At 47.6% G+C, this 12,949-nt stretch carries 11 protein-coding genes; 9 read left to right on the top strand and 2 right to left on the bottom strand.

Annotated features, from left to right (window positions below):
* Nucleotides 1-6: 6 nt before the first annotated feature.
* The gene (gene pgm, locus L9P36_RS08665) at nt 7-1,647 is read left to right on the top strand and encodes a phosphoglucomutase (alpha-D-glucose-1,6-bisphosphate-dependent) (protein WP_237466305.1); all 1,641 of its coding nucleotides are present in this window, start codon (nt 7-9) and stop codon (nt 1,645-1,647) included.
* Nucleotides 1,648-1,757: 110 nt separating this feature from the next.
* Here the strand turns inward: pgm and L9P36_RS08660 are convergent, their stop codons facing one another.
* Entirely contained in the window at nt 1,758-2,540 is a 783-nt protein-coding gene (locus tag L9P36_RS08660; RefSeq protein WP_237466304.1) for a DUF1853 family protein, read from the bottom strand.
* Between the two features lie 112 nt (nt 2,541-2,652).
* On the opposite strand from L9P36_RS08660, the gene L9P36_RS08655 reads away from it, so the two are divergent.
* Entirely contained in the window at nt 2,653-2,859 is a 207-nt protein-coding gene (locus L9P36_RS08655) for a DUF2517 family protein (protein WP_237466303.1), read from the top strand.
* A 69-nt stretch (nt 2,860-2,928) separates the two neighbouring features.
* Nucleotides 2,929-3,687, top strand: coding sequence for a Nif3-like dinuclear metal center hexameric protein (locus tag L9P36_RS08650; protein ID WP_237466302.1), 759 nt, complete (start codon nt 2,929-2,931; stop codon nt 3,685-3,687).
* 77 nt (nt 3,688-3,764) lie between these two features.
* Here L9P36_RS08650 and L9P36_RS08645 read toward each other — a convergent pair whose 3' ends face one another.
* Nucleotides 3,765-5,087, bottom strand: coding sequence for a citrate synthase (locus L9P36_RS08645; protein WP_237466301.1), 1,323 nt, complete (start codon nt 5,085-5,087; stop codon nt 3,765-3,767).
* Between the two features lie 394 nt (nt 5,088-5,481).
* Here L9P36_RS08645 and sdhC point away from each other — a divergent pair, with 394 nt between their 5' ends.
* The 6 genes from sdhC to odhB all read left to right on the top strand — a co-directional run bounded on the left by sdhC (nt 5,482) and on the right by odhB (nt 12,861).
* Nucleotides 5,482-5,868, top strand: a complete 387-nt coding sequence (sdhC, locus tag L9P36_RS08640; protein ID WP_237466300.1) for a succinate dehydrogenase, cytochrome b556 subunit — start codon at nt 5,482-5,484, stop codon at nt 5,866-5,868.
* Nucleotides 5,862-6,212: a succinate dehydrogenase, hydrophobic membrane anchor protein gene (gene sdhD / locus L9P36_RS08635; protein ID WP_237466299.1), complete on the top strand. Its 351-nt coding sequence runs from the start codon at nt 5,862-5,864 to the stop codon at nt 6,210-6,212. The genes sdhC and sdhD overlap by 7 nt, the downstream gene beginning before the upstream one ends.
* Nucleotides 6,209-7,975, top strand: a complete 1,767-nt coding sequence (gene sdhA / locus L9P36_RS08630; protein ID WP_237466298.1) for a succinate dehydrogenase flavoprotein subunit — start codon at nt 6,209-6,211, stop codon at nt 7,973-7,975. The genes sdhD and sdhA overlap by 4 nt, the downstream gene beginning before the upstream one ends.
* A gap of 10 nt (nt 7,976-7,985) precedes the next feature.
* Nucleotides 7,986-8,702, top strand: coding sequence for a succinate dehydrogenase iron-sulfur subunit (locus L9P36_RS08625; protein ID WP_237466297.1), 717 nt, complete (start codon nt 7,986-7,988; stop codon nt 8,700-8,702).
* A 99-nt stretch (nt 8,703-8,801) separates the two neighbouring features.
* Nucleotides 8,802-11,630 (top strand): 2-oxoglutarate dehydrogenase E1 component, encoded by a 2,829-nt coding sequence (sucA, locus tag L9P36_RS08620; RefSeq protein WP_237466296.1) that lies wholly within the window; start codon nt 8,802-8,804, stop codon nt 11,628-11,630.
* A gap of 10 nt (nt 11,631-11,640) precedes the next feature.
* Nucleotides 11,641-12,861, top strand: coding sequence for a 2-oxoglutarate dehydrogenase complex dihydrolipoyllysine-residue succinyltransferase (odhB, locus tag L9P36_RS08615; RefSeq protein WP_237466295.1), 1,221 nt, complete (start codon nt 11,641-11,643; stop codon nt 12,859-12,861).
* Nucleotides 12,862-12,949 lie beyond the last annotated feature (88 nt).

Raw genomic sequence — 12,949 nt, 5'->3', positions numbered from 1 at the left:
TAATTTATGCCTCAACATCCTCGTGCTGGCCAGTTGGCCAGCTCTTGTGATCTTCATGATATCCCTTCGCTCGTTGCTAATTACTACTCATTGACACCGAAGCCGCAATTAAAAAGTCAGCAAGTGGCTTTTGGTACTTCGGGACATCGTGGGTGTGCTGATTTATCTACGTTCAACCAACATCATATTTGGGCCATTTGCCAAGCGATTGCAGATATTCGTCTGCAAGAGGGGATCACAGGTCCGCTTTATTTGGGTAAAGATACCCATGCCCTTTCTGAAGTGGCATTTCGAAGTGCCATTGAAGTGCTGATAGCCAATCATGTTGATGTGATTGTGCAACAGGATCTAGGTTATACCCCAACGCCTGCGATTTCTCATGCAATCTTGCAGTATAACCGTCAGCACGCTCAGCTTGCTGATGGCATCGTGATTACGCCATCCCATAATCCGCCGCAAGATGGTGGCATTAAATACAACCCGCCACATGGCGGCCCTGCTGAGGCGCGCTTTACCAAAGCCATTGAGAATCGTGCCAATGCGCTACTTGCCGGCGAGCTGAGTGAAGTGAAGCGCGTTGATTATCTAACGGCGCTTAGCCAAGTGACGCAGCAAGATTTGGTTCCGAGCTATGTGACAGATTTGGTCAATGTCATTGATATGGCTGCGATTCAAAAGGCGCAATTAAAGCTTGCGGTTGATCCTTTAGGCGGCGCGGGGATTGCTTATTGGCAAGCGATTGCTGAGCAGTATCAGCTAGATTTGACTGTGGTCAATGAGCGCGTTGAAGCCGATTTTCGCTTTATGCCTTTGGATAAAGATGGTGTCATCCGTATGGATTGCTCCTCACCCTATGCCATGAGTCAGCTGCTGGCTTTGAAAGATGATTATGATCTTGCCTTTGCAAATGATCCTGATTTTGACCGCCACGGCATTGTGACGCCAAAAGGCTTAATGAATCCAAATCATTTTCTTGCGGTATGTATCGATTATCTATTCCAGCATCGTCCGCAGTGGGGATCTGATGTCGCCGTTGGTAAAACTTTGGTGTCTAGCGCCTTGATTGATCGCGTTGTCGCAGGGTTAGGACGTGAGCTTTGTGAGGTGCCGGTTGGTTTTAAGTGGTTTGTGGAAGGCTTACATACCGGTGCGCTTGGCTTTGGTGGTGAAGAGAGTGCGGGTGCATCTTTGCTGCGCTTTGATGGTTCGCCATGGAGCACAGACAAAGATGGTATCGTGCTGTGTTTGCTTGCTGCAGAAATCATGGCAGTGACAGGCCTAACGCCACAGCAATACTATGAGCAGTTGGCACAAAAATATGGTGAAGCAAGCTATGCGCGTTTGCAGGCACCAGCCAATGAAAGCCAAAAAGCTTGTTTGCAGGCCATGAGTGCCAGTGATGTTACCGCGACAACATTGGCTGGCGATCCGATTATTCAGAGTCTGACCCATGCGCCGGGAAATGGCGAGGCCATTGGTGGTTTGAAAGTGATGACTGAAAATGGTTGGTTTGCCGCTCGTCCATCTGGCACAGAAGCGATGTACAAAATTTATTGTGAGAGCTTTTGTGGTGAGGCGCATCGCAAACAAATTGAGATTGAAGCGCAGCAAATTGTGGATGCAGTATTTGCCATGAATGTGGCGTAAGCTGCGGACTGAAGCTTATGCAAATGAGCGCTTAATTTTAAATGAAAAAAAACGTAGCTCCCGTAGCTACGTTTTTTTTTACTGCGAGATAAGTTTTCGTTTTTGAGCGGTTAAACGGCAGATGGTCCAAGGTTTGGCCAGCTTTGGGGCATAATAAAGCCAAACTGTCCCAGTGGATCGACAATATGTGTCGACTGATGCGGATCAAGCTGATGCGATGTCACCGGTGTTGCACGGGCTTGAGTGAGCCAATTGGGCTTATGAAGTTGGAGAATGGGCTCGTCGCCTTGATAAGGCTGATATCGCCACCACCCTTGTAGGGCATTGGGATTGATTTGCCAGCCGCTGTTTTCTTGAATCAGAGCGTATTTTTGATTCTGGTCTCTGGCTGTATAAAGACGCCCTTGTAAAATGAGTCGTCGAGCTTTAATAGGCCAGCGTTTGGCAATGGTATCGTGCTGACTCAGCGGTAATTGATGTGCCAACATATGTGTCATTTTTCGTGTCAAGCTATCGGACGCATTGGGGCCAAGCCATTGGCCTTGATAAGCGAGGTAGAATTTGCAGGCTACTTCCCAATGCTCAAAGCGATGATTGATTTTATTGTGCACGATAAAATCGATGGCCCCTAAAGTTCGTTGTTCTCCTTGTATTTGGATCTCTTCTGCGACTAAATCAAGCATTGGATGTGACTGAATCCATAATCGCCACAGCAATTGATAATAGTGGCCGACAGCGCGAGGCAAGGGCTGAGGTATGGTTGGCCATTGTTGAGAATGGCTTTGCCACAATGGGTGCTCTGGCGTAAAAATCCAGTGATGCCCCAGCACCAAAGAAGGTGCTTGATGAAGCCAATCTAAGGGATGGGTAAAGTGAGTTTGGGGTTTCATCATATTTGTGATCGGGCACCCTCTTTTTTGAGGAAATTTAACGGAAATAAACTGATTTCCATCACGATACAGGTTTAAGATGATAGTTCATTATTCTAAGCAGAGTTAGACACGGATGTATACCTCATACCCTCTTTATAAAGTGGTGCTTCGCCGTATCGTTGCACTGTTGTTAGGCATTTTGGCTTTTCCTACCATTTTATTTCCTCGCTTACGACGCCGTTGCTACAGTTATTTGCATCGATTGTGGATGAAAACCAGCAACAAGCCGGTCTGGTTAGAGCAATCTGAAAAAACGGTTCCTGGCGATGAACTGTATTAGTCCTGTTTCTTGGTGATTGCGCTCAATTTTTCAAATGATTACCATGACTAAAAAATGGTGGAAATATTGATGAATAACATTGAGCTTGAGCAGCGACTCAATCAAGAATTGCGACCTGAACTGATTCAAGATTATTGTCCAAATGGTTTACAGATCGAAGGTAAACAGCAGATTCGAAAAATTGTGACGGGCGTGACAGCTTGTCAGGCTTTGATTGATGCTGCGATTGAACAACATGCCGATGCTTTGTTAGTGCACCATGGCTTCTTTTGGAAAGGTGAAAGTGCGCCGCTACGTGGCATGAAATACCGCCGTATTGCTGCATTGATTCAGCATGAAATTAACCTTTATGCCTACCATTTACCTCTGGATATTCACCCGACGCTAGGCAATAACGCAATGTTAGCCAAGGCGCTGGAGATCACAGTCGATGGTGGATTGGAAATACATAACCCGCAATCTATCGCAATGCAGGGCCATTTTGAAAAGCCTGTTGATATTCAAACCCTCACCAATCGCATTGAGCGCGTTTTTGCGCGCGCGCCTTTGCATATTGGTGATACGGGGCCACAGGTGATTCGCCGTATTGCTTGGTGCACTGGCGGTGGGCAAGATTTTATTGATCAAGCGGCAGCGCAAGGAATTGACGCCTTTATTTCTGGTGAGGTGTCAGAGCGAACCACACATAGCGCCAGAGAACAGGGGATCCATTATTTTGCAGCGGGCCATCATGCGACGGAGCGTGGTGGGGTGAAAGCCTTGGGTGAATGGTTAGCTGAGACCTATGGCTTTGATGTGACCTTTATTGATGTGGATAATCCAGTCTAATAGCGCTCTTTAATCTGTGTTTTAAGAAAATAAAAAGCCGCAATTGCGGCTTTTTATTTTTCTGAAGTATCTAGAGCTTAAGCCATGATTTGTTCTGGCTCTTCTGGACACAACTCGCGCTCTTCCATGGAACGAAAATCGCGACGTTTAGCGCCGGTATAGAGCTGGCGAGGACGACCAATACGGTTGTCTGGGTCGCCATGCATTTCGTTCCAGTGCGCGATCCAGCCAATGGTTCGTGACATCGCAAAGATAACAGTAAACATGGATACAGGAATACCAATGGCCTTGAGAATAATACCTGAGTAGAAATCCACATTTGGATAGAGTTTCTTCTCGATAAAGTAGGCATCTGAAAGGGCAATACGCTCAAGCTCCATGGCTACATCAAGCAATGGGTCTTCAATATCCAGCTCTTTCAGTACTTCATGGCAAGCATTACGCATTACTGTGGCGCGAGGATCGTAGTTTTTGTAAACACGGTGGCCAAAGCCCATAAGACGGAATGGATCGTCTTTGTCTTTTGCGCGCTCAATATATTCAGGAATATTGTCGACTGAACCAATCTCTTCCAGCATACGTAAACAGGCTTCATTAGCACCGCCATGCGCAGGGCCCCAAAGGGATGCAATACCCGCCGCGATACAGGCAAATGGGTTAGCACCTGAAGAGCCAGCAAGACGAACCGTTGAGGTTGATGCGTTTTGTTCGTGGTCAGCATGCAAAATAAAGATCTTATCCATGGCACGGGCGATCACTGGGTTCACTTCATACTCTTCACAAGGTGTTGAGAACATCATGTGAATAAAGTTTTCAGCGTAATCGAGATCGTTGCGTGGATAGATGAAAGGCTGGCCAATGGAGTATTTGTAACACATGGCTGCCAGTGTTGGCATTTTCGATAGCAGTCGATATGCGGCAATTTCACGGTGCTCGTCAGCGTTAATATCTAATGAGTCGTGGTAGAACGCAGCCAATGCACCAACCACACCACACATGATTGCCATTGGGTGTGCGTCACGGCGGAAACCGTGGAAGAAACTTGCAATTTGCTCATGAACCATGGTGTGGCGCGTAACAGTTTCAAGGAAACTTTCGTACTGTGCGCGGGTTGGAACTTCGCCGTAGAGTAGGATATAGCAAACTTCAAGATAATCAGCATTATTTGCTAATTGATCAATGGGATAGCCACGGTGGAGTAGGATGCCTTGGTTGCCGTCAATATAGGTAATGGCTGATTCACAAGCTGCTGTTGCGACAAAACCAGGATCATAGGTGAAATAGCCGTTCGCTCCGAGCGCACGCACATCAACTACGTCAGGGCCGATGCTGCCATTGAGGATTGGCAATTCGATCGCCTCTCTGCCTTCAATATGAAGGATCGCAGTCTTCTCTGCCATAACACTCTCCTTTGTTTTTATGCGAAATTAATCATCCTAGATTAAGAGCATATTTTGTACGCGGCAATTTCAACTTTGTCAATTCGCGTCGTACAAAATGTGTCTTACATAATAACTATTCAATATATAAAAGTAACATCACGGTTTACTATTGCTTTATTTGTAACCGTTATGTAACGATATTGTTGTTGCTATTCGGCGGTTGAATATGAATTCAACCCACACCATAGAAAACACAGCCTTTAAATACAATAGGTTTTCTGTGGTTTTTCGATTCATCATAACTATAGCGTAGTTTCAACTGGATAAGTGTGGTTCCTGTTTCTAACATGTTAAGAATAGGTGCTTTTTTATCCATGAACAGTCGCGCAATAACATGCTCAAGATGAGCTGAGTGAGCAATAACGTGAAACAATCAAGACCGATCAATCTCGATCTGTTGACGATGCATTTTCCGATCCCTGCGATCGCCTCGATTTTGCATCGCATCAGCGGGGTAGTGCTATTTCTTTCTCTAGCCCCCCTCTTATGGTTATTAAACCAATCTCTCGCATCGCCAAGCCAATTTGCAGAGGTGCAAATATGGCTCAGTTATTGGTGGATGAAACTCATTCTCTGGTCTGTATTGACAGCGACGGCATATCATATTTGTGCAGGTGTGCGTCACTTAATCATGGATCTAGGGTTTGGCGAAAGCCTGAAAGCAGGAAAGCAAAGCGCCATAATTGCTATTGGTATCGCATTAGTGCTTTCTGTACTCGGAGGGATATGGTTATGGTAAAACCGATCACCGCGCTAGGACGCAACGGTGTACAGGATTTTTTATTGGCACGCGCCAGTGCACTGATTCTTCTATTTTATTCCCTCTATTTGATCGCTGCGATCATCATACTTTCTCCCCTCCGTTATGACATTTGGTCTCAGTTCTTTGGTTTCTGGCTAACCCAAGTATTCACTTTGCTCGCGCTGCTTTCCATTTTGGTTCATGCCTGGATTGGTTTGTGGCAAGTGCTGACTGATTATGTCAAATCAGCAGGATTGCGATTACTGCTGCAATTTATCGTCATAATTTGGCTTGTGAGCTGCTTTTTTATGGGCATCTTAATGACAGGGAGTGTTTTATGAGTGTGATGATACGAGAATTTGATGCCATTGTAATTGGCGCTGGTGGCGCAGGCATGCGTGCGGCACTGCAAATTTCAGAGCAGGGGCTTAGTTGCGCTTTGCTGTCCAAGGTCTTTCCGACACGCTCGCATACCGTTTCTGCGCAAGGCGGCATTACTGTCGCTCTTGGCAATTCGCACCCGGATGATTGGCAATGGCATATGTACGATACAGTCAAAGGCTCTGATTACATTGGCGATCAGGATGCGATTGAATATATGTGCCAGCAAGGGCCGCAATCTGTCATTGAGTTGGAAAAAATGGGGTTACCCTTTTCGCGATTTGATAATGGCACCATTTATCAGCGCCCCTTTGGTGGCCAGTCGAAAGAATATGGCGGTGAACAAGCTGCGCGTACCGCGGCGGCTGCCGATCGCACCGGCCATGCCTTGTTACACACCCTGTATCAGCAAAATATCAAACATCAAACCACCATCTTTTCTGAATGGTACGCACTCGATTTAGTGAAAAATAGCGATGGCGCAATAGTGGGTTGTACCGCCATTGATATGGAAAGTGGTGAGGTTTGTTATTTCAAAGCCAAAGCTACCGTGCTTGCCACCGGTGGCGCTGGACGAATTTACGCATCGACGACCAATGCCCATATCAATACTGGAGATGGTATTGGTATGGCGATTCGCGCTGGCGTGCCCATTCAAGATGGCGAAATGTGGCAATTTCACCCAACGGGGATTGCTGGCGCTGGCGTGTTAGTCACTGAAGGATGTCGCGGTGAGGGCGGATTTTTGCTCAATAAAGAGGGGGAGCGCTTTATGGAGCGTTATGCACCCAATGCCAAAGACTTAGCTGGCCGTGATGTGGTGGCGCGCTCCATTATGATTGAAATTCGCGAAGGGCGTGGTTGTGATGGCCCTTGGGGACCGCATGTGAAGCTGAAACTCGATCACTTAGGTGAGGATGTACTGGAGTCGCGTTTACCTGGGATCTGTGAGCTATCGAGAACCTTTGCCCATGTTGACCCTGTCAAAGAGCCGATTCCAGTGATCCCGACCTGTCACTATATGATGGGCGGTTTGCCAACCCAAGTATCAGGGCAAGTGATCACCCAAAATGCACAGGGCGATGATCAAAACGTGCAAGGCTTATTTGCCTGCGGTGAAATTGCCTGTGTGTCGGTGCATGGCGCCAATCGGTTGGGTGGTAATTCACTGCTTGATTTGGTGGTGTTTGGTCGTGCTACGGGGTTGCATTTGGGTAAAACACTGGCCGCTCAGCCGGATGCGCGCCCAGCAACGGATGAGGATATTGAGCTTGCTTTGAGCCGACTCAAACGTTGGGATAATTCAACACAAGGTGAAGATCCCAACGCGCTTCGTAAAGCGTTGCAGCATTGCATGCAGACTAATTTCTCGGTGTTTCGCGAAGGGGAAGCCATGGCCAAAGGCTTGGCTGAACTGGCTGAGCTTCGAGAGCGTGTTGCGAATGCCCATCTTCAAGATAAATCATTGTCTTTTAATACGCAGCGAATTGAGTGTTTAGAGTTGGATAATTTGATGGAAACGGCCTACGCCACAGCAGTGGCGGCAAATTATCGCACAGAGAGTCGCGGTGCACATACGCGATTTGATTACCCTGATCGTGATGATGCCAACTGGCTGGTTCATTCGCTTTATTTGCCAGAGCAAGAACGAATGACCACGCGAGATGTGAATATGACGCCACATCTGCGCGAAGCCTTTCCGCCGAAAGTGCGTACTTACTAAGGAGGGCGAGATGAAACAACGTTTTTCGATTTATCGTTATAACCCTGAAACTGATCGCCGTCCTTATATGCAGTCCTTTGAGCTGGAGGTGGAGCAAGGCACGGACATTATGGTGCTCGATGCGCTGATTGCGTTAAAAGAGCAAGATCCTAGCCTTTCATTTCGCCGTTCATGTCGTGAAGGGGTCTGTGGCTCTGATGGCGTTAATATGAATGGGACCAATGGATTGGCTTGTATCACCCCGCTTTCTGCATTGATGAATCAAAAAACTATCGTGATTCGTCCGTTACCTGGACTGCCGGTGATCCGCGATCTGATTATTGATATGACGCAGTTTTATCAAAATTATGAGCGGGTGAAGCCCTATTTGATGACTGAACATCAAGACAAACAGGATCAAGGTGAGCAGTTACAAACACCGCAGCAGCGTGCCAAATTAGATGGACTTTATGAGTGTGTATTATGTGCGTGTTGCTCCACGTCATGCCCCTCATTTTGGTGGAATCCAGACAAATTCATTGGCCCTGCGGGGCTTTTGGCAGCGCATCGTTGGTTAATTGATAGCCGAGATACAGCAACGCGCGCGCGACTCGCTCAATTAGATGATGCATTTAGTGTTTTTCGTTGCCATAGCATTATGAATTGTGTCAATGTCTGTCCTAAAGGACTCAATCCCACCAAGGCTATTGGTGAGATCAAAGCGATGCTGGTGCAGCAATCGGTGTAATGACACAGCCACGGAGGTGGCGAGGTACAATAATTCTGTCATTTGCTTCGAATTGTGAGTAAGTGGCAGACCAAATGTCTCAAGGGAGAAGGGGAGAACATGTCCAGTAGCCTGATGAAAGAGTGGCTTGCATCATCCCATCTGGCAGGGGTTAACGCCTCTTATGTTGAAGAGCTGTATGAGCAATATTTGCTTGATGCTGAAGCGATCGAGCCTTCATGGCGTTCGATGTTTGAACAGCTCACACCGCCGACAGATAGCCCACAAGAACAACCGCATTCACGTGTCCGTGATTATTTTCGTCGCTTAGCAAAAGAAACGACCTTTGCACATCATACTGAAGTGACTGATCCTGATGTTGAAGCCAAACATATTCGTGTTCAGCAGCTAATTAACGCTTATCGAATTCGTGGCCATCAGCGCGCCAAACTTGATCCGCTCGGATTATTGCAACCTGCCGATGTCGCAGATCTTTCTTTGACTTATCACAACCTAACGGAAGAGGATTTAGCCATTGCTTTCCCTGTTCCGAGTTTGGTCAAAGATGAGCAAAAGCTCACCTTACAAGAGATTATTGCGATCCTCGAAAATGTATATTGCGGCGCGATTGGCGCTGAGTATATGCACATTACCGATACTGAAGAAAAAGCATGGATTCAGCAGCGCCTTGAAGCAGAGCGAGGTGTTTCGCAGTTTACGCCAGAGCAAAAGCTCACCTTTCTTGAAGAGCTCACCGCTGCAGAAGGGCTTGAGCGCTATCTAGGAGCAAAATTCCCAGGCGCCAAGCGTTTTTCACTGGAAGGTGGTGATGCGCTGATCCCCATGGTCAAAGAGCTGGTTCGCCGCGCAGGTGAACAAGGCACGCGTGAAATTGTCATTGGCATGGCGCACCGCGGTCGCCTCAATATGCTGGTCAATGTGCTTGGTAAAAAACCAACGGATCTCTTTGATGAGTTTGCTGGCAAGCATGAAGACACATGGGGCACGGGTGATGTGAAGTATCACCAAGGTTTCTCCGCTGATTTCGCGACACCTGGCGGCGATGTGCATTTGGCTCTGGCTTTTAACCCGTCGCATCTGGAGATTGTAAATCCAGTGGTGATGGGCTCGGTCCGTGCGCGGCAAGATCGCTTAGGTGATAAAGAAGGGCGCAGCGTTTTACCCATCACTATTCATGGTGACTCGGCTGTGGCAGGCCAAGGGGTTGTGGCAGAAACCTTTAATATGTCGCAAGCGCGTGGCTATCGTGTAGGCGGTACCGTGCGTATTGTGGTCAATAACCAAATTGGTTTTACCACGTCAAATCCGCGCGACACTCGTTCCACGCAGTACTGTACTGATATAGCCAAAATGGTACAGGCACCGATTTTTCACGTTAACGCCGATGATCCGGAAGCCGTGGCATTTGTTACACAGGTGGCCATTGATTATCGCAACACCTTTGGCCGTGATGTGGTGATCGATTTGGTATGTTACCGCCGCCACGGTCATAACGAAGCAGATGAGCCCAATGCGACTCAGCCGCTGATGTATCAAAAAATCAAGCAGCATCCAACGCCACGTAAACTTTATGCCGACGTATTAATCGAGCAAGAAATTTGCGATATCGAAAAAGCCACTGAATTGGTGAATGGCTATCGTGACGCACTTGATAGTGGTGAGTGCGTGGTGAAAGAGTGGCGTCCAATGAAGATGCACTCTGTCGACTGGCAGCCCTATGTTGGACATGACTGGGAAGTGCCGTGGCAAAGTCAGTTTGCGCAAAATCGATTGATTGAGCTTGGTAAAAAACTGTGCCAATTCCCTGAGTCGCATCAGTTGCAAAGCCGGGTGCAAAAACTGTATCAAGATCGTCAATCCATGCTTGAAGGAACCAAAGCATATGATTGGGGGATGGCGGAGCTTTTGGCCTATGCCACCATTCTTGATGAAGGGAGCCGAGTGCGTATTACGGGCCAAGATTCAGGCCGCGGTACTTTCTTCCATCGCCATGCTGTACTGCATAATCAAGCCGATGCCAGCATCTATATTCCACTGACTCATTTGCACAATGGTCAGGGACATTTTCAAGTGTTTGATTCGGTGCTCTCAGAAGAGGCCGTATTGGCCTTTGAATATGGCTATGCCACCACTGAGCCGCGCGGTTTAACCGTGTGGGAAGCGCAATTTGGTGATTTTGCCAATGGCGCTCAGGTGGTGATTGATCAGTTTATTAGCTCTGGCGAGCAAAAATGGGGTCGCTTATGTGGTTTAACCATGTTGTTGCCTCATGGTTATGAAGGACAGGGCCCCGAGCACTCCTCAGCGCGTCTTGAGCGATACCTGCAATTATGCGCCGAGCAAAATATTCAGGTGGTGGTGCCATCGACCCCAGCGCAAATTTATCACCTGCTTCGCCAGCAAGTGTTTCGTCCAATGCGCCGGCCTTTGATAGTGATGTCACCTAAATCTTTGCTGCGTCATCCGCAATGTATCTCGTCGCTTGAAGACCTATCGCAGGGACAGTTCCAGCCAGCAATTGCTGAGATCGATGATTTAGAGCCTAGCGCAGTGAAACGGGTGGTATTTTGCTCAGGTAAGGTTTATTACGATCTGCTTGAGCAGCGTCGTAAGAATCAACAAAACGATGTCGCGATTGTGCGTATCGAGCAGCTTTATCCCTTCCCGAAAGCGCAGGTAGAAGCGGCGATTGCGCCATATGCACATGTCCGCGATTACGTTTGGTGCCAAGAAGAGCCACAAAATCAGGGCGCATGGTATTCAAGCCAACATAATTTCTGGTCGGTATTGCCCGCGCAATCCATGCTGCATTATGCAGGTCGACCCGCATCGGCATCCCCTGCTGTAGGGTATATGTCGGTTCATATGAAACAACAAAAAGCATTGGTTGAGGCAGCGCTAACCCTTGACCATGGACAAGAACAATAAGGAATAGCCAATGACGATTGAAATTTTGGTGCCTGACCTACCTGAATCCGTGGCTGATGCCACAGTCGCAACATGGCACAAACAGCCGGGTGATGTGGTTGCACGTGATGAAGTGTTGGTCGATATTGAAACGGATAAAGTGGTGTTGGAAGTTCCTGCGCCTGAGGCGGGGGTTCTTGAGGCAATCTTGGAGCAAGACGGTGCCACGGTACTGAGCAAACAGCTTATTGGTCGACTGAAACCTGGCGCAGTCGCGGGTGAGCCAACCAAAGACAGCGCCGCGAATACACAAACATCACCTGAGCAGCGTTATCGCGCGGGTTTGTCTGATGGTGACAATGATGCTTTAACGCCAGCAGTGCGTCGCTTGTTAGCTGAGCATGAGCTAAATCCAAATGAAGTGGCTGGATCTGGTGTTGGCGGTCGCATTACCCGTGAAGATGTAATGGCGGTCGTTGAGCGAAAAGCGCAAGCAGAGCCTAAAGTTCCTGAGATCACGACAGCTGCATTGAGTGAAATTGAGGAAGGTTATCGCAGCCAAAAACGGGTGCCGATGACGCGTCTTCGCAAGCGTGTTGCTGAGCGTATGCTGGATGCAAAAAATACCACAGCCATGCTAACGACTTTTAATGAAGTCAATATGCAGCCGATTATGGATATTCGCAAACTCTATCAAGAGCAGTTTGAAAAGCGCCATGGTGTCCGTCTTGGCTTTATGTCGTTTTATGTGAAAGCCGTTGTGGAGGCATTGAAGCGTTTTCCTGAAATCAATGCTTCTATTGATGGCGATGATATTGTTTATCATAACTATTTTGATATTAGCATGGCGGTTTCTACGCCGCGCGGTTTGGTAACCCCAGTGCTAAAGAACTGTGAGCGTTTAAGCTTGGCGGAAATCGAAAAAGGTATTAAAGAGCTCGCAGAGAAGGGTCGTGACGGTAAACTTACCGTTGATGAACTAACGGGTGGGAATTTTACCATTACCAATGGTGGGGTGTTTGGCTCATTGATGTCGACGCCAATTATTAATCCACCTCAATCTGCGATCCTTGGAATGCATAAAATTCAAGACCGACCCATGGCAGTTGATGGTAAAGTCGTGATTCTGCCTATGATGTATCTGGCCCTCTCCTATGATCACCGCCTTGTTGACGGCAAGGAATCGGTCAGCTTCCTAGTCACAGTAAAAGAACTGTTGGAAGATCCAACCCGCTTATTACTGGATGTGTAATTAAAGCGTCGAACGCTTTGCGTGGTGGCGGTAATTGAGGTGTAATCAAGATACATCTCAATGCCGCCTGATTCAGTCGACAATGGAA

This window comes from Vibrio stylophorae (assembly GCF_921293875.1).
GTDB classification, from domain to species: Bacteria; Pseudomonadota; Gammaproteobacteria; order Enterobacterales; family Vibrionaceae; genus Vibrio_A; species Vibrio_A stylophorae.
This window is presented reverse-complemented; position numbering and strand designations above follow the sequence as displayed.